The organism is Anoxybacillus sp. B2M1 (assembly GCF_001634265.1).
In the GTDB taxonomy this organism is placed as follows: Bacteria; Bacillota; Bacilli; order Bacillales; family Anoxybacillaceae; genus Anoxybacteroides; species Anoxybacteroides rupiense.
Genome location: NZ_CP015435.1, coordinates 2,833,498 through 2,851,812, shown reverse-complemented (window position 1 = coordinate 2,851,812; position 18,315 = coordinate 2,833,498). Strand labels below are relative to the sequence as shown.

The window sequence follows — 18,315 nt, the reverse complement described above, 5'->3', positions numbered from 1 at the left end:
GTGTCTAACTCTCTTCCTTGTTCTCACTCGATCTGCTATTCTATTTTTACAAAACGAACAAAAGAGGGATTAAGCGAATGACACATCCATATGCTCACCGCCTCGCACAATGGCTGCGAGCCCATCGCCATGAAGCGAATGCTGGACCGATGAAACAATATATGCGCAACCAATTTGAATTTCTCGGAATTAAAACTCCAGAGCGCCGCGCACTACTAAAAGAGTTTCTCGCGCAGCACGGCCTTCCGCCGCGCACTGAACTGGCAGATATCGTCAGCAAACTTTGGGAATGGCCGGAGCGTGAATTGCAATATTGCGCACTTGCTTTGCTGGAAAAAGAAAAGAGAAGTCTCTCAAAAATGGATTTAGAATTCATAGAGAAGCTCATTACAAACAAACCTTGGTGGGACACCGTTGATATGCTTGCGGCCAATATCGTCGGACCGCTTTTCAAAAACGAACCAGAGTGTATTCCCGTCTATACAGAACGATGGATGCAGTCCAATCATATGTGGCTGCAACGAACGGCCATTTTGTTTCAATTAAGATATAAAGAAGAGACCGATGAAGCTTTGCTTTATCAGCTTATCCGCCAATGCCGGCAGTCATCGGAATTCTTTATTCAAAAAGCGATCGGCTGGGCGCTGCGCGAATATTCCAAGACCCATCCGGCAAGCGCCCAGCGGTTCGTGGAAAGCGAAACATTGGCGCCGTTAAGCAAACGAGAAGCATTAAAGGTGATTCAGCGCCGCCGCTAATACAGCCGGCAAATAAACGAGCGGATCACGATCAAAACGTGATCCGCTCGTTATGATGGGCATGTCTGCGGGTCATCCTCCGCCAAAGGTTGGTCTACTAGCTTCCACGTTCGCAGCGTCTCATGAGCAATGGGACGCAAATGCGGATGCGGCCGTCCCAGCCAATAGCCTTGGCCAAACGGGATGCCGAGCTTGGTGACCACTTGGAGCTCTTCCTGCGTTTCAATTCCTTCGGCAATGAGATGACAGCCTATTTTCCGGGCAAATCCAGCAAGGGTTTCCAGTAAAATGGCCTTGACTGAATGGCCATCAACCTTATGAATAATCGAACGATCGATTTTAATATAGTCCGGACGCAACTCAGCAATCGCCTGAAGGGAAGAATAGCCCGCTCCCGCATCATCAATGGCGATGCGATATCCTTGCTTGCGGTAGTGGCTGAGCACTTTTTTAACATTCTTCAGTCGAGAAGTCTCCCACTTCTAAATCTTGCGAAGCTTGATGAAAGTGGGAGATGAATCGACTTCGGACAAGGACAGGCTTTTGCCTGTTCAATTGTCTGACCCTGTGGTAAAATAAACCTATGTCGTTCTTTCATAACTGGATATAGGAGGTTGCATGGAGAAAATAAAATGCGAAAACCAAGCTGATCCTTCCATGCGTAAAATATCCAAGGTACAAAAGAACTCCGAATTGTCGGACATCTAGGGTTGGAACGACCCGAAGTCACGCTCAGGGAGACGAAAGGCGGCTTTCGTCGTGGAACTGAGAAGCTCCCACTTCAAGCTTTAGCTAAGTGGTGAGTAGTTCACAGGAGGCATAATCATCAATCGATTGACGTTCGGTAATCTCAAATACAACTTGCTGCGGCGTAAGCCCTCTTTTTTTCAGAAACGCCAGCGTCTGTCCAGGGGTGAACTGCGGATCATGAATGACATTGGCATTTAAATTAATAAAAAGCTTCCAATTCGGATCGCTCGCGGAAAATCCTTCAATCGCTTTTTGCCGTGCCAGTTTCTCCAGCGCATACAGTTGGTTCTCTTTTTCAGCAAATTCCCATAAACGATGGGGCGTTGCAAAATAGCTTGTCTGCGGTCCGCGCGCCAATGCCTCGTACCCATAAATCTTTTTGTCAAGCAGTGATACAATCGGCTGGTAGTGTGCCGTAAGATGCTGACCGGCCAAAATGTGGCAAAATTCCGTTTGCAGCTTTTGCTGCTCAGCATTTGTTGCCTTTTTTGCCTCGCTTACCGCTTTTTTAACCGCCTCGTACAGCAAATGCTCCAGCGCTTTTTCAGCACCTGAATCAAGCAACGATACTCCCACATAAAAATCAACGGGCTCAGCCCATTTCGCTTGATGAGCCATGCTTGCTTTGAATCGCTGATATATATCATGCGCCAAACAGCGTAAATGAGCCTCCCCTGCTCCGCTCTCCATACGAATCAATACCAGCAGATCATCCCCAAACATGCGGTGGGCGCATATGCCAAACGGTTCTTCGTTCTCTAAGTTTGTCATGATTTGTTTGACTGCCGCCAACAGCTTTTGGCACGCTTCCTTTCCATACTTCTGTTCCATTTGGCTGCAATTTTTTATATCTAAATAAATCAGTCCCAATGAGTATTGAGAGATGAAATGCGCTGCCTTATCCACGATATTCTCGCGGTTTAAGCTGTCGGTAAGCAGCAGCACCGATGCAAGCTGGTCGTCCATGTTCGGGACTCCTTTCAACACACCAAACTATTCATGCGCAGAACAGTATAGCACACCCATATAACCGGAGCGTGAAGGCTTTGTAAAGGTTTCATGAATCTCATGTTTCAATCATGACGAAGACGGGAAAGATTTCTTAGTAAGTAACTCTTCTGAAAAATGGAAATTTCAATAGCCGGCTACATTTCTTGCCATTCCTCCACCATCTGTCAAAACAGACGATCGCTCTCCCATTCTATTGACAAAACTTTATTAGCTATTGCATAAAATCGCCAGCCTTCCCTTTTCCAATCAGAATGAAAAAAGAGAGAGCGTTTCGATGGATCGCTCTCTCCCTATTGATTGCAACGTGATTATTCGCCTTTCACTAGTTCTAGCGGTACCGGAATAAAGGATTCTACTTTTTCGCCTTTCGATACTTTGAGGGCTGTTTGTACGGCTTGTTCACCAATCATTTCCGGCTTTTGCGCTACCGTCGCCGCCATTTTTCCATCTTGGACGGCCTTCACAGCATCTTCTGTGGCGTCAAAGCCGACGACCCATACATCTTTCATGCCATGCGCTTCCAGTGCTTCTAATGCTCCAAGCGCCATTTCGTCATTATGAGCAAATACAGCCTTGATATCTTTATGGCTTTGCAAAATGTTTTCCATTACGGATAATCCTTTGGCGCGATCAAAGTCAGCCGCTTGTTTCGCGATTACTTTGATATTGGCAGCACCGTCAATGGCCTGATGGAAGCCTTCGCCGCGTTCACGAGCCGCTGATGAGCCAGGGATTCCTTCCAGTTCAACGATATTGCCGCCATCCTTTAATTTTTCAATTAAAAATTCTCCAGCCATTTTCCCGCCTGCTACGTTATCGGAAGCGATATGTGAGGCCACCTTGCCGCCTTCCGCGCTGCGGTCGACTGTGATGACCGGAATGTTCGCTTGATTCGCCGACTCAATAGCCGATGTTACCGCGCTGGAGTCGGTCGGATTGATTAAAAGGACATCGACACCTTGTTGAATTAAATCTTCAATATCGTTGATTTGCTTTGCCGAATCATTTTGTGCATCCGCAACCGTTAATTCGATATTGGCTTCTTTCGCCGCTTTTTCCGCGCCTTCCTTTAACGTCACGAAAAACGGGTTGTTTAAGGTAGAAATCGATAAACCCACTTTTAGTTTGCCTTCTTTCTTATTCTCGGATTTGCTGCCTGTATCGCCATTGTCTAAAGAGCAGCCCGCTGCTACCCCAACCGCTAAGAGGAGCACTAGCAGCATACTGAAAAATTTCTTCATCATTTCCCCCACTCCTTTGTTTTTCTTTCATTTTATCTATATCAAACTTCTTTGCGGCGGTCTAAAATCACCGCAAGAAGAATGACCGCACCTTTAATTAATTGCTGATAAAACGACGAGACATTTAAGAGATTGAGACCGTTATTTAACACACCAATAATCAGCGCGCCAATGAGCGTTCCAAAAATCCAGCCGCGGCCGCCCGATAGGCTTGTACCGCCAAGCACCACCGCAGCAATCGCATCGAGCTCGTACGATGTTCCAGCGGTTGGCTGCGCCGAGTTGAGGCGCGAGGTTAAAATAAGTCCCGCAAGCGCTGATAAACCGCCCGTCAACGAATAAATCCAAATTTTCAAGCGGTCGACGCGAATGCCTGATATGCGCGTCGCCTCCTCATTTCCACCAACGGCATACGTATGGCGGCCGAAGGTTGTTTTTTTCAACACAAAATATAGTGCCGCATAAATGACAAGCATCAAAATAATCGGAACCGGAATTCCTAGAAAATAACCGCGGCCAAGCATTTGGAACGACAGTTGATCCGAAAATCCGGTAATCGGGCGCCCTTCCGTATAAACGAGCGTCGCCCCGCGGAACACCGTCATGGTCGCCAATGTCGCAATAAATGGCGCGACACGCCCTTTTGTAATAATGATTCCGTTTAGCGCCCCCATCACGAGACCAGCCGCAATCCCGACGGCAATGGCAACAGTCCCATTGACTCCGTCTACCATCAAACCGGCAGCAAGCGCACTGGAAAGCGCCAGTACAGAACCAACTGATAAATCAATGCCGCCTGTTAAAATGACAAACGTCATTCCAAAAGCAATCAATGCATTAATGGATACTTGACGAAAAATATTCAGCCAATTGTCTACTGTTAAGAAATGATCGCTTAATAGCGACAACACGATACATAACAAGATAAAGCCGATGAGCGGTCCCAGCTTTTTCATTTCCAAGCGCCAAGCTGCTCCAGTCTGTGCGAGTTTATCCGGATGCTGCATTATTCATTCCCTCCCGTCGCCGCGCGCATAATCGTTTCTTGATCGATCTGTTCATTGTCGAAAATGGCACTGACCTTTCCTTCATGCACCACCATAATCCGGTCACTCATCCCTAGAATCTCTGGCAATTCAGAGGACACCATCACGATGGCCACACCTTGTGCCGTCAGCTCGTTCATAATCTCATAAATCTCCTTTTTGGCTCCTACATCCACCCCGCGAGTCGGTTCATCTAAAATCAGAATGCGCGGATTCATCATGAGCCATTTCCCAAATACCACCTTTTGTTGATTTCCTCCGCTTAGCGCCTTCACTTCCAGTTCAGCAGAAGCGGTTTTAATGTTTAAGCGGGCAATCAGCGACTGGACAAGCTCCGCTTCTTGTTTTGCGCGAATGATTCCCGCCGATGCTAGCTTTTCCGATGTCGGCAGTGTTAAATTTTCGCGAACGCTCATACTGAGCACAAGCCCTTTCATTTTCCGGTCCTCGGTAATAAAAGCCATCCCATGTTCAATCGCCTGCCGCGGCGAGCCAAGCTTGACGGGCTGGCGATCAATATAAACGGCTCCTTCATCGACTTTGCGGATGCCAAAAAGCGCCTCCATTATTTCCGTGCGGCCGGCTCCCATTAAACCGGCGACACCTAAAATTTCTCCCGATCTCACAGAGAAGGAAACGTTATGAAACACGCCTTTTTGCGTCAGATTTTCCACCCGAAGCACTTCGTCGCCGATTGGCGCTGTTCGCTTTGGAAAACGCTCTCCTATTTGCCTGCCGACCATCATATGGACGATGTCATCGAAGTTGGTTTCAGCGATGGATTTCGTTCCGATCATTCTTCCATCCCGCAACACGGAAATTCGTTCGCAAATGGTGAAAATTTCCTCCATCCGGTGAGAAATATAAATAATGGCCACACCTTGCTGTTTCAGCGTTCGAATCACAGTAAACAAGGTTTGAATTTCCCGATCTGTCAGGGCGGCGGTCGGTTCGTCCATAATCAGACATTTGGCATCGGTCGACAGCGCTCGAGCAATCTCAATAATTTGTTGTTTCCCCACCGACAGCTTTCCAGCGATTTCATTCGGAGCGATGTCAACGCCGAGCTTCTGCAAATAAACAGAGGCCTGGTTTTCCATTTCCTTGCGCCGAATAATGCCTGTCCGGCCAACCGTATGCTCCCGTCCTAAAAAAATATTTTCCGCTACCGTTAACGTAGGAATGACGCTCAATTCTTGATGAATAAACACAATCCCGTCGCGTTCGGCCTCTTTCGGATGGCGATAATGCACGTCTGTTCCATTGACGGCAATGGTCCCACCATCCTTTTCATACATCCCTGTTAAAATTTTCATTAACGTCGATTTCCCCGCTCCGTTCTCCCCCATCAAGGAATGCACTTCTCCAGAGCGAATCTCCAAATCGATTCCGTCTAAAACAAGATGATGATGAAACGATTTCCTAATTCCTTTCATTTGAATCAACGGTGCTGTCACGGTTCCTCTCCCCCTTTCCCAAACCGCCTGTTAAAAATTCACTCCTGAATGAAGAATCATATTGGCATAAGGAGTCGCTTCTCCCGTACGGATGACCGCCTTGGCCGCATGAAGCATTTCTTTGAATTGTTCATGGGAAACAAAATGCTGCTCAACTCCTGAAAAACGCTGCTGAATCGCCTCATACATGTTCGGATTATGCGTTTTCATTTCTTCCGCTACGGTGATTGCTTCAATTTCCAATTCCGCCAAGAGCGGATCCAATACAGCTAAAAAGGATGGAACTCCCTTGACAATGGATAAATCAATGCGAATCACTTCATCCGGAATCGGCAGACCGCAATCGGCTATGACAATTGTATCCGTATGGCCAAGTGAAGCTAAAACCGTGCTCAGTTCTTTATTTAAAATACCGTCCTTTTTCATGATCCTTCTCCTTTCGCAGCCTCAAGCAATTGGATGACTTCTTTCTCTGTCGGCATTCCGCCCTGCGCCCCAAGCTTGGTGACGGATAAAGCAGCGGCAGCATTGCCAAAGCGGCACGCCTCCTCTAGTTCCATTCCTTTGCTCAAGGCGACTGCGAGCGCGCCATTAAACGTATCGCCAGCGCCCGTTGTATCGACGACTGGTACCTGGAAGCCCGGAACGATCATTTGCTTTCCGTTTTTAGTGATGGAAACACCGCGCGCGCCTTCTGTGACGACAAGCTTAGCGGCCCATTTCTCGCGGTCCTGTTCAGGAAAAATGATGCCGCATTCATGTTCATTCGGTGTCACTAGATCTATTTGCTCCAACAGCGCCGGCGGCAGGGGCTGTGCCGGCGCCGGATTTAAGATAACAAAAACGCCATGCTTTTTGGCCAAGGCAACGGCCCGCTCCACGACAGCAAGCGGAATCTCCAGCTGCAATAAACAAATATCGCTCTTGGCAATGACAGCTTCATGCTTCTCCAAGTCTTCGGGCTGCAGCGCATAATTCGCCCCGGGAACGACAATGATGCGATTGTCGCCATCCGACACCGTAATCATCGCCGTGCCTGTTTCCACATCTGTAACCGGTTTCACACCGTCGATAAAAATCCCCTCATTGTCAAGCTGGCGCTTTAGCACCTCGCCAAACGTGTCGCTGCCTACCGCGCCAATCATATGGACCTCCGCTCCAAGACGAGCAGCCGCCACCGCTTGATTGGCGCCTTTGCCGCCGGGGATGAGGTGAAACTTTTCTCCTAATACGGTTTCACCTTGCTCCGGAACACGTTTTGTCACCGTGACCAAATCCATATTTAAGCTCCCAATGACGGTAATCACTGGTTTTTTCATCTCGTTCCTCTCCTTTGCGTCGATTGCCTTTCCACCAGCTTCACAGGCAGCACATAATGAAGCTGTTCAAGCGGTTTAGCTTCAATTTTTTTCACTAAAATCCGGGCAGCGATCGCCCCCATCTCATAAATAGGCTGTGAGATCGTCGATAATTCGGGAGTCGTCATTTCCGTCAGCGGAATGCCGTCATACCCGATAATGGCCACATCCTCCGGCACCCGCAAACCGAGCTGTTGCACCGCCTTCAGTGCTCCGACTGCCATCGCGTCGTTTCCAGCAAAAATGCCGTCCATTTTATGTTCTTGCAGCGCTCGCAGCGTCGCCTCTTTTGCTTGTTTTAATTGATAGTTTCCTTGAATAATCAACTGTTCATTCCAAAGACCCAGCTCCTGCATTTCATCACGGTATCCGCGAAAGCGCTCCATCGCATTCACCACGTGGGTCGGCCCTTGAATGTGGGCGATTTTCCGGCAGCCGATGTCGTACAAATGCCTTGTTGCTAAACGCGCGCCACCATAATTGTCAGCGATAACAGACGGAAATGAATGCATCAATGGCCGGTCGAGGACAACAACCGGAACCCCCAGCTCCAGCACCTCATCGCTTTCTAGCTGATTGGTCGTCAAAATAATGCCGTCCACATATTTTTGCTTTAAAATCCCGATGTATTGCTTTTCTTTTTCGCTTTTTTCATCAGAGTTGCACAAAATCACCGTGTAATCATAAATATTCATGACATCTTCAACGGCCCGAACAAGCTCTGGAAAAAACGGGTTAGAAATATCGGGAACGATGAGCCCAATCGTTTTCGATGTTTTCTTAAATAAGGTTCGTGCTACTTCGTTCGGTTTATAATTCAGTTGTTCAATCGCTTTTTTCACTCGTTTTTCGGTATCTTCGTTGACGTAGCCGTTTTGATTCAGCACACGCGAAACGGTCGCCACCGATACACCTGCCAATTTAGCAACATCACGAATCGTTGCCATCCTGATTCTCTCCACCTTTATCTCTGTAACCGGTTACATACACTATAACAGAATTCGATTAAAAGAGGCAAGAGATTTTTTATATAAATATTACTCGTGTCGCCAGCTCCAATCGATTCACTTATGATTCCTGTACTGAACGGTATCTGTCATGTCAAAGCTCACATTCGATGAGCGGTCATACCAAAACGTAACCGCTCACCGAAGACGGAAGGAAAGTCCACCTTCCCTATTCACCTATTTAAGCATCTATATATTACGGTTGCGACGCAATGAGTTGGACATGTCCCGTGATTCGAAATGGGCCAAATTGATACGGTAACAGCAAGTGGTCGCCCTTTTGCAGCGGCCATTCTCCTTCTTCCGTGGCTATCGCTCCCGTCCCGGCCATTACGCTCAGCAGCAGAAACGGTTGAATTCGTTCCATTTCAAGCCGTGGATGCACCTCCCATTTTGAAACCGTAAAGTAGTCGCTCCGCACCCATGTCGTCACCGTCGCCCCCGCCATTTTGACCACGGTTGGCTCGATTGACTGCTGTACATGGGGCACCGTGATCACATCAAGCGCTTTTTCAACATGTAGCTCGCGCGGCTTGCCATCGCGATCACGACGTCCATAATCATACACGCGGTAGGTTGTATCCGAGTTTTGCTGCGTCTCTAAAATAAGCAAACCGGAGCATAGAGCGTGAACCGTGCCGCTTGGAACATAAAAAAAGTCCCCCGCCTTTACCTGTACACGCTGCAACAGCTGATCCCACTGTTCCCTTTTCATCATATCGGCCAGCTCTTCCTTTGTTTTCGCTCGATGTCCGAAAACAATCTCGGCACCTTCTTCGCAATCGATGACATACCAGCATTCCGTTTTTCCCCATTCGCCCTTTTCATAGTTGGATGCATATTCATCATCAGGATGCACTTGCACAGATAAATCGTCATTGGCATCAATGATTTTGGTTAGTAAAGGGAAACGGTCACTGTCATAGTAGCCGAATAATTCGCGATGCTCCTGCCATAGCTGCCCGAGCAGCATTCCTGCCCATTCACCAGAACGTACCACGCTTTGCCCGTTTGGATGAGCCGAAATGGCCCAACACTCGCCTGTTCGTTCAGAAGGAATATCATATCCGTATACATCGCGCAATTTGGTTCCGCCCCAAATTCTTTCTTGGAAAACCGGGCGGAAAAAGATCGGCTGTTTCATTCCTGCATCCTCCCTTTATTTTAAGTTAATGTCCTGCCCGCCTCTTTTTGATTTTTATGCCAAATCAAGTACAGCACAGGGATCATCGCCACATAAATCAATGGAAACAAGCTAAAGGATACCGGCAGCAGCTGGTCGAAATCGAGGTAATTCCGCATCATGAAAAAAATAAAGACTCCCGCCATTCTTCCGAGACCGAGCGGAATTTCCCTGACAGTAATATAGTCGAGCTGCATCTGCTTATAGCAAGGATCTTTTTCAATCGCTGCATAAATCAGCGCGTTCATCGTTGTATTCATCATGTTCAAGGCGATCGGTTTCATAAGCACGAACAACATCAGACTTAGCATCGTTGGCTGATAGGCCAAAAATAGCGAACTGAGCCAAATGCCCAGCGTTCCGATTGTGTACACAAGCATCCTTTGATCTGGACGCGATCGGCGTGCGAGGATCACCAAAGAAACAATCGAAACAAGCTCTGACATCATTTGAAAAACCCCAAGCTTCCACTCTCCACCAGCCACCTGATACATCATCATGGAAATCAAAAATGTGACATATACTCCAGAAGCAATCCCGTCTCCCAGCATCACGAGATACATGCGCTTCCATTCCTTTGGGGCATGGAGCAGCACAGCCAGCAAACGGCTCTGCAGCTCGACAGGCCGCTCTGGAATACGCAGCGAGACGATGGCCGCCAAACCAAAAAAGACACAAGTCATAAAAAAGACAAGGTAGTAACCGAGCATCTGATCAAACCAACTAATCACCGCACCTGAAACGAGAGGGCCGGCCACTCCGCCAATCATCGCCGCCACCAAGCCTTGCATGTATAAAAATCGGTCTCTTCCGCGATTTGTCGCCATATCCAAGTTGGCCATATGCATGCCAACAGAGAATAGACTGATCGCCAGCCCCTGCAGCAACCCCAATAAAAGAAGGTGATGAATCAGCGCATCGCGAAGGGCGAGCGCCAGCAAGTAAGAAAGAAAATAACCGGCAATGCCCCAGCGCATCGTTGCCATCGGGCTTGTTTTCCGCGCCAGCCATGCACAGAAATAAAAGCTGCATAAAATAAAGAGCGACGTATAGAAGCTATATTGGGCCAGCAGCGTAAAGGTGCGGTCCAGCCGCCATATAAAAATTTGCAGGAACATCCCTGACAGCGCATTGCCGAATGAAAATAATCCAGTCATCGCTAAATAATACGTTGCCTCTGGCAATACATCACGCAGAAAACCTTTCATGGTTCATGACCTCTATTATTTTTTGTCAATATGAATCTACTCTTCTCAACCCTCTGTATGCACTAGCCCTTGTTTACTTAATCGTTTCATATTTGATAAATGGATCGGGGATCGTAATCTTTTGCGCCTCCGCGTCGCTGATGCCCGCGTATAAATCAGCGGTGCCATCCCCTTTACGGATCAAGCCGCCGCTGAACACGACGTCCTCCAGATCAGGCCGCTTAGCAGCTCCGGCCAAAAAGTGCGATCTTGCCGCAATCAATTCGATATCTGAATATTCCCCTGTCTCAGGATCAAGAGCAAATACCATCGGATAATAATGGCGGTTTCCTTCTTCATCAAAACAAGCGATATGGCCTAAAATACCCACCAGCCCATTCTCCAGCAAATGCGGCTCGTTCGCTCCGCCCCATTCTTCTTCTGCAAACTGTCCCTCTAAAAGCGGAGCTCCATGGATGACGTCGATGGTAAAATCATCAAGCGATGAAATGCGGGTAAATCCAATCTTGCCGCGGCCTCCCTTTGCTCCTTGCGGCCGCGTAATCACGCCAATGGATCCGTCTTGTAGTTCGATTAATCGCAAATCCTTCATTCCATCTGGACCTTTCGCAAACTCCCGAAGCTCGCGAATCGTCTTTCCCCTGTAAAATACCGTTCTCCATCCTAGCGCTCCTTCGATGACCGGATGCGGGAAAGTTTGCACTCCGCCAAAAATCAATTCACCGCCAATTTTCGTAAAGAAAGGATCTTGCAGCTGGAAAATCGGGGCTCCTTCCCGCGGCACCCACTCCCCATGGCGATTCACAAAAAAATACACTTCCGAGCGCTCGCTGTCACGAGGCTCCACCCGTCCGGCAATGACTTGCTCGCCATCCTCTTCAACTGGCGCGGAAATATTGTACACGTCGCGATCGCCGACACCTTTAAATATTAATTTTTCAGGATGAACGGGCTGCGGGCGATATTGAAATTCCTCCAATAGCATCGCGCAAGTTTTGACCGCTGTTTTTTTTAATTGCATAAAAATCCTCCTACACTTTTACTATCCATATCCAATAGGAAAAACCTACAACGGGAAGAATCCTGCGACTTTCCTTTTCGTCACGCACCCACGTATCAAAGGTTGAAGCCACGCCGCATCCCGCCCCATGGACGGTTCGATAAAGCGGCGTCGTTCGGTCACCCCACCGACGGAGAAAACGTCTCAAACTCTGGATTCATTTCTGCAACAGCCGCCGTTTTCCCTTGTGACGTTCCTTCATATCGGTAGCCGCTTTTATTTCAGCACAAACTGCATTCCCTCTTTGAAATTCCTGCTAAAGATGATAAATAAAATTAAAATTGGCAGCGTCAGCAGCACAGAGGCCGCATACATCGGGCCAGGATATCCTCCATACGGGCCGAACATTTGCGCCAACAGCACATTGAGCGTCAGCATTTTTTCACTGTTCACCACTAACATATCCCATAATAGTTCAACCCATCTTTCCATAAAGAGAAACAGAAAAATAATCGTCGTAATCGACTTGGACATCGGCAAAATAATCCTGGTGATGATCTTCAGCTGTCCCGCCCCATCCATTTTAGCCGCTTCTATCAGCTCATCTGGTATGCTGCGGAAAAAGTTTGTATACATAAAAATCGCCCACAAATTGACAGCCTTCGGTAAAATCATCGCCCAATACGTATCGTACAATCCAAAATAACGAATAATTAAAAACAGAGGAATTAATAGAATAATCGCAGGATAAAACATTTGAAATAGAATCATATTATTAATCAAACGGTTGCCTTTAAATTTCAGTTTGGCTAGAGAATACCCAACCAAAATGGCTGTGGTCAGCATAAGCAACGTAGAGGACACCGTCACAAGCAAACTATTAAAGAAAGCACGCAGCCATGGTCGCGGTATGACGTTCTCTCCTCCCGTCAATAACCATTCGTACGAACGCAGCGTCAGCTTCGTTGGAATGATTTTACGATCCACCTGTTCCCACGGGGCTAGCGAGCTCAATATCATATACAAGTAGGGAAAGACCATGATGATAAGCACTATGAACGCCAATGTATAGAGCAGCGCTGTCTTGAATCGCTTATTCCCAACCATGCTTGGCACCCCACTTCTCTAAGATTTTGCGAAAGACAAGAATAGAAGCAAAGGTCACAATGGAGTTGATAATGGCTACCGCTGTTCCATATCCGGCATTTAATTTTTCAAATGCCTGATTATAAATTTCTAGCTGCCACGTATGTGTTGAATAATCAGGGCCTCCGCCCGTTAATACATACGGTTCTGTAAAAATGCCAAACATAAGACCTACCGCTAAAATCGTCACTGTATAGAAGGAAGGATACAGCATCGGGATCGTAACATACCAGAACCGCTTCCAGCCAACCGCCCCATCCATTTCGGCTGCTTCATAAATTTCTTTTGGTATGCTCTCTAATCCAGATAAAAATAATAACGCATAATAGCCGACGAATTTCCAAGCCATCATGAGCGCAATCATAAGCGGAGCTAAAATGGGGGAGTCGAGCCAATTAATATCCATCCCTAAATGATTTCGGAAAAAAATATTCAATGGGCTGTTATAAGAAAGAACCCCTTTTACTACAATCGCTGAAGCCACTCCCGACGCTAAATAAGGAAGGAAATATCCCACCGAAAACAGCCCCTTCAATCGAGGCAACGAGTAGATAATCAAAGCCAAAAAAAGCGCGCCGGCAACTACAATAGGAACAAACATGAGCATAAATTTATATGTCGTCCAAAAAGCGGCTCTGACGCTTTGGCTAAAAAAAGCTTCGATAAAATTTTGAAGCCCGACCGTTTCATAATCTGGAGCAATTAAGTTCCAATTTGTAAAAGCTAAATAAAGCGCCCATATCAACGGAAACAGAAAGAAAATGAATGAATAGATAAGGTAGGGGCTGGCTAAAAGCCAACCCAGCCTTGCTGTCGTTTTGTTCATTTATTTTAACACCCCATCAATTGCCTTTTTCATGTCCTCCCATGCTTTCTCAGGAGTTTTTTGCCCTTTGATCACAGGTGTTAACGCTTCTTTTCCGATAAGCTCTTGGATTTCGACCGTTTTCTCATTATCAACTGGCGGAATCGCGTTCGGAATGTTTTCTGCATATTGCTTTAATTGCGGATTTTCCTCCAAATAAGAGACAAAGGCCTCATTTATGGACAAATCATCGCGCGCAGGCGGTAAATTCGTTTGCTTGAACCAATCCAAATCATGCTTCACATCGGAATAAACCCAGCGAATAAAATCGAACGCCGCTTGCTGCTGTTCTTTCGTAGCCGAAGCATAAATTACAAGACCTTTTGTATCGGCAAATGTTTTCGCTTTGCTTGGATCGACATCATCAGGCACCGGAGGTAAGGACAAGGCATAATTTTGCTGAAATTTCATCTCTGGAAACTTTTCTGCCCAGTACGGGAATGTCCACGGCCCAAGGTCTACCATAATGGAGGTCGCATTTTCAAATGGATCGGTTGCTTCCCGCGTTAACAGTAAATCATTTTTCTGAAGCTCCTTAAAAAATTGCAGCGTTTTCACTCCTGCCTGATCGTCTACAACGAGTTGATTTCCCTTTATGAAGTTATTGCCATCAGAAGCGGCATTATATAACATAAAGAAGTCAAACCATCTCGCCCACCATGTTGGCTTCACTAAATCAGCCCGCGCCCACAAAAATTTATCAGGATATTTTTCTTTAAGTTTTTGGCCAACCTCCATTACCTCACTATACGTTTTCGGCGGCTCTTGATACCCAAGCTCCTTTAAAATATCCATTCTCCAGCCAAATAACATGGCGTTCGAATAAATCGGCAACACATATTGATGCTGATCGGCGAACTCCCAGCTCGAAATCGTCGTTTTCATATTCCGTTGTTCAATCAGCTCATCAAATCCCTTTAATTCATCCAGCGGCACAATGGCCCGGCTCGCGGCCAACTGGGCGGCAAATCCCCTTGAAATATTTTCAGAAACCGCCGGAGCATGCCCAGAGGCGATCGCTGATTGAATTCCCGCTTCAGATGAAGGGCTTTCCGGCATCGGCGACACTTTGATTTTCACATTCGGATGATCCTTCATATATTCATCTGCCATACTTTTCCAAAAAGCCTGCTGTGTCGGATTAGGTGCGGCCCAAAAATCAAATGTCACGGTTTGGCTCGATTTCCCTTCTTTCGTACCCGTGTCTTTGTCGGCATTTTGGCATCCGGCGCTGATCAGAGCGACCGTAAGCAATGCCGCTGCCATTTGGACAAAACCTTTCTTTTTCATGCGTATTCCCCCTTCAAAACTAAAATTTTATAATGGAAAAGACAACAAAAAGAGTTGCCTTTTTCACCATGGATCCATTCGCGAGAATGAGAGACTTGATTACATGTAAACTAACTTTTCCATCATTTCGTTCAAGCTGAGCTCGGCCCCCGCAATCGCTTCATCAGCCGCGCCATAATAAATGATCACTTTATCTCCTTCCAACAATGCCCCGCAAGTGAAGACCACATTGCCAAAAAACCCGTTTTTTTCGTAATCGGTTTGCGGTTCTAAAATCGGCTCCTCTGTTTTTGCAAGAATTTTAGTCGGATCATTCAGATCAAGAAGCAATGCCCCCAAACAATAGCGGTCATGCCGATCCGCAGCATGATAGATTTCCAACCATCCCTTATCCGTCTTAAACGGAACGGCCCCTCCGCCAATCCGGCCATTATCCCAGCCGTCCTCGCTCAACCCCAACAAATATTGATGGTTTCCCCAGTACAGCAAATTATCCGATTCCGCAATCCAAATTTCCGGCCTGCCAATTCCTCTTGGTACCGGACGATGCAAGGCGTAATACTTTCCGTTAATTTTTTCAGGAAAAATCGCGACATCTTTATTTTCTGGATGAAGCATCAATCCTAATCGTTCATAAGTGACAAAGTCCTTTGTGGAGACGAGCCCGACGCCAATTCCTTCTGCCGATACCGCGCTATATTGAATGTAATACGTATCGCCAATTTGCGTGACGCGCGGGTCTTCTACTCCCCATGCTTCCCGTTTGGTTTCCGGATAAATAAACGGCTTGTCATCAATCGTAAAATGACGCCCATCTTTGCTGCGGGCAATGCGAATATACGATATCGATGTTAAATAAGCGACTCCGCGCGCAGAATCTTTATAGGCAATGACACGAGGATCAGAAAAATCAAATCGGGCATCCTGCTTATGCAGTTCAATCACCTTTAACTTCCCTTCGCCGTTTGAAAAATCAATGACGGGTGCTTTGACAAGCTGAGCGTCTTGGCTGATTGGTCGTTCGGCCACCCGAAGCAGCAGCAAAAATTCCCCATTGTATTTAGCGACTCCTGCATTAAATACCCCTATCACCTCATGATGATCGTGAAAAGGTTTCACATCTTTTGGGGTGATAAGCGGGTTTTCCGGAAAGCGATAAACATTCATATATCCATTCCTCCAAACTGATGATCATTGATACACGGTCATAACAGCTTTTTTCCTCTACCAACGGCGACTGGGAAACACATTCATAACCCAAGAAAATGAAAGCGCTTAACAAAAAGTAAAGAGATTATTTGTAACGTTACAAAACGATTTGTAATTGATTACTTTATTTTTGTAATCTTTCAATAAATTATTTCACCTTTTATTTTGCTCGTCAATACTTTTTTATGAATTTTACGAATGAACTTTTATTTTATATAATAGACTTTCTTACCATTACAAATAATATTGTAACGTTATTAATAATTATTGTAATGTTAGGTCATTTATGTTATTTTTTTATTTACAAACGACTCCTTTCCTTACTAGAGGACGATGACAAATTGCAGGATAGCTGTCAGCCGCTTTCCGGCTTATAATAATGAATGACAACCATCCTATCCGTTTTTAATACATGTTGGTGAGCGATTATTTGATGAAAAGCGTAGAATGACCTGAGGGAACACCAGCTTTTCCGCCTCTTCCCTCGAACAAGAGAGAGCGGGCCAAACCATCTGTCCGCAAAGCATTCATTGTTCGAGAAGAGCATGATGGATCAACATGTCCAGCGGATGGAACAGCTAAAAATCAAGCAATTTGAATGAAATCATCAATAGGCTCCTACACTTGGCTCTTGGTTTAAGTGAACAGGTCATGATTGATGCCCTCCCATCGCAGCAAGGTGAATGGCCCGCGTGTGTATCGCTAAACTGCAGAAAGATAGTAGGTGTGAAAAATGAAAAAGAAAGTTACGATGCAAGATATCGCAGATCGGTTAAACATATCGAAAAATTCTGTTTCGCAGGCGCTTCGAGGGAAAGATGGAGTCAGTGAAGAAACGCGCGAGCTTGTGATGCGTGTAGCGAAAGAAATGGGGTATCAATATCCTGACTCTCGAAAGCAAGCCAGCCAAAAAAGGACGGGAAACATCGGGTTGATTGCCTCTGACCGCGCCTTTTCATTTAAAAATTTTTTTGGCGAAATTTATTTAAGCATTGAAAAAGAAGTATTAAAACGCGGCATGCATTTGCATATCCAATCGATTCATCAAGAACAAAAAGACCGGCTCATCCTGCCGACGTTTATTGAAAACAAAACGGTCGATGGCGTTTTAATTCTTTCCCACATCAGCACAGACTATATCAACAAAGTGATTTCGACGGGCATTCCGACCGTTCTCGTCGATCACCATCATCCCAATATTCATGCCGATGCGGTACTCACGAACAATCGTTTTGGCGCCTATGTCGCCGTTCAGCATCTGATTGAATTAAACCATCGCGATATTGCGTTTGTCGGCGATATTGATTATTCGCCAAGCTATGAAGAACGGTACGAAGGATATTTGCTCGCGCTCAGAGATTATGGGATGGAACCGAATCCGGCGTTTCTTTTTACAGATGCCGAAGAAAAGGAAGAGACGATCCTCGGCTATATCCGCCAATTGAAGCAGCAGCCGACCGCATGGTTTTGCGTCAACGACGGACTCGGGTTTTTAGTCAATTCCGGCTTGAGACAGCAAGGGATTCTCGTTCCAGAGCAAGCATCCATATGCAGCTACGATAATGGACAATTATCAAAAATTTCAACTCCGAAAACAACAACGGTCGATATTGACCTAGAGCTTTACGGGAAACGGGCAGTCGAACAGCTTTTCTGGAGAATGGAGCATCCCCACGAGCCATTCCAGGAGATGCTGCTTTCTTCCAAGCTGATTAAACGGGAATCGACCGCTCCGGCTCCAAAGCAAATCGTGAATAAAAGCAGTTAATCTTTCAAAAAATCTCTG

17 protein-coding genes are annotated in these 18,315 nt (G+C 46.4%); 2 read left to right on the top strand and 15 right to left on the bottom strand.

Going from position 1 to position 18,315, the window contains the following annotated elements:
- Nucleotides 1–77 precede the first annotated feature (77 nt).
- Nucleotides 78–758, top strand: a complete 681-nt coding sequence (locus GFC28_RS13905; RefSeq protein ID WP_044742405.1) for a DNA alkylation repair protein — start codon at nt 78–80, stop codon at nt 756–758.
- Between the two features lie 50 nt (nt 759–808).
- Here GFC28_RS13905 and GFC28_RS13900 read toward each other — a convergent pair whose 3' ends face one another.
- The 15 genes from GFC28_RS13900 to GFC28_RS13830 all read right to left on the bottom strand — a co-directional run bounded on the left by GFC28_RS13900 (nt 809) and on the right by GFC28_RS13830 (nt 16,487).
- On the bottom strand, nt 809–1,222 hold the full coding sequence (locus GFC28_RS13900) for an EAL domain-containing protein (protein ID WP_082063570.1): 414 nt from the start codon (nt 1,220–1,222) through the stop codon (nt 809–811).
- 328 nt (nt 1,223–1,550) lie between these two features.
- Complete coding sequence (locus tag GFC28_RS13895) at nt 1,551–2,474, bottom strand: EAL domain-containing protein (protein WP_052660894.1); 924 nt, start codon at nt 2,472–2,474, stop codon at nt 1,551–1,553.
- 353 nt (nt 2,475–2,827) lie between these two features.
- Nucleotides 2,828–3,760 carry a ribose ABC transporter substrate-binding protein RbsB gene (gene rbsB / locus GFC28_RS13890; RefSeq protein WP_044741598.1) on the bottom strand — a complete coding sequence of 311 codons (933 nt, stop codon included), beginning with the start codon at nt 3,758–3,760 and terminating at the stop codon, nt 2,828–2,830.
- A gap of 41 nt (nt 3,761–3,801) precedes the next feature.
- Nucleotides 3,802–4,767: a ribose ABC transporter permease gene (gene rbsC, locus GFC28_RS13885; protein WP_044741590.1), complete on the bottom strand. Its 966-nt coding sequence runs from the start codon at nt 4,765–4,767 to the stop codon at nt 3,802–3,804.
- Nucleotides 4,767–6,242, bottom strand: coding sequence for a sugar ABC transporter ATP-binding protein (locus tag GFC28_RS13880; protein WP_044741597.1), 1,476 nt, complete (start codon nt 6,240–6,242; stop codon nt 4,767–4,769). Before GFC28_RS13880 ends, rbsC begins: the two co-directional genes overlap by 1 nt.
- A 51-nt stretch (nt 6,243–6,293) precedes the next feature.
- On the bottom strand, nt 6,294–6,689 hold the full coding sequence (gene rbsD / locus GFC28_RS13875; RefSeq protein WP_044741589.1) for a D-ribose pyranase: 396 nt from the start codon (nt 6,687–6,689) through the stop codon (nt 6,294–6,296).
- On the bottom strand, nt 6,686–7,582 hold the full coding sequence (rbsK, locus tag GFC28_RS13870; protein WP_044741588.1) for a ribokinase: 897 nt from the start codon (nt 7,580–7,582) through the stop codon (nt 6,686–6,688). The genes rbsD and rbsK overlap by 4 nt, the downstream gene beginning before the upstream one ends.
- Nucleotides 7,579–8,568: a LacI family DNA-binding transcriptional regulator gene (locus tag GFC28_RS13865; protein WP_044741587.1), complete on the bottom strand. Its 990-nt coding sequence runs from the start codon at nt 8,566–8,568 to the stop codon at nt 7,579–7,581. Before GFC28_RS13865 ends, rbsK begins: the two co-directional genes overlap by 4 nt.
- Nucleotides 8,569–8,824: 256 nt before the next feature.
- Complete coding sequence (manA, locus tag GFC28_RS13860) at nt 8,825–9,772, bottom strand: mannose-6-phosphate isomerase, class I (RefSeq protein WP_044741586.1); 948 nt, start codon at nt 9,770–9,772, stop codon at nt 8,825–8,827.
- A gap of 20 nt (nt 9,773–9,792) precedes the next feature.
- Complete coding sequence (locus GFC28_RS13855; RefSeq protein WP_044741585.1) at nt 9,793–11,019, bottom strand: MFS transporter; 1,227 nt, start codon at nt 11,017–11,019, stop codon at nt 9,793–9,795.
- A gap of 73 nt (nt 11,020–11,092) precedes the next feature.
- Complete coding sequence (locus GFC28_RS13850; RefSeq protein WP_044741584.1) at nt 11,093–12,040, bottom strand: MTP-1 family protein; 948 nt, start codon at nt 12,038–12,040, stop codon at nt 11,093–11,095.
- Nucleotides 12,041–12,295: 255 nt separating this feature from the next.
- Nucleotides 12,296–13,126 carry a carbohydrate ABC transporter permease gene (locus GFC28_RS13845; protein ID WP_044741583.1) on the bottom strand — a complete coding sequence of 277 codons (831 nt, stop codon included), beginning with the start codon at nt 13,124–13,126 and terminating at the stop codon, nt 12,296–12,298.
- Nucleotides 13,113–13,991 (bottom strand): carbohydrate ABC transporter permease, encoded by an 879-nt coding sequence (locus GFC28_RS13840; RefSeq protein ID WP_044741582.1) that lies wholly within the window; start codon nt 13,989–13,991, stop codon nt 13,113–13,115. The genes GFC28_RS13845 and GFC28_RS13840 overlap by 14 nt, the downstream gene beginning before the upstream one ends.
- Complete coding sequence (locus GFC28_RS13835) at nt 13,992–15,320, bottom strand: ABC transporter substrate-binding protein (RefSeq protein WP_044741581.1); 1,329 nt, start codon at nt 15,318–15,320, stop codon at nt 13,992–13,994.
- A gap of 99 nt (nt 15,321–15,419) precedes the next feature.
- Nucleotides 15,420–16,487, bottom strand: coding sequence for a BtaManbiosPhlase (locus GFC28_RS13830; protein WP_044741580.1), 1,068 nt, complete (start codon nt 16,485–16,487; stop codon nt 15,420–15,422).
- A gap of 775 nt (nt 16,488–17,262) precedes the next feature.
- On the opposite strand from GFC28_RS13830, the gene GFC28_RS13825 reads away from it, so the two are divergent.
- Complete coding sequence (locus GFC28_RS13825; RefSeq protein ID WP_044741579.1) at nt 17,263–18,297, top strand: substrate-binding domain-containing protein; 1,035 nt, start codon at nt 17,263–17,265, stop codon at nt 18,295–18,297.
- Nucleotides 18,298–18,315 lie beyond the last annotated feature (18 nt).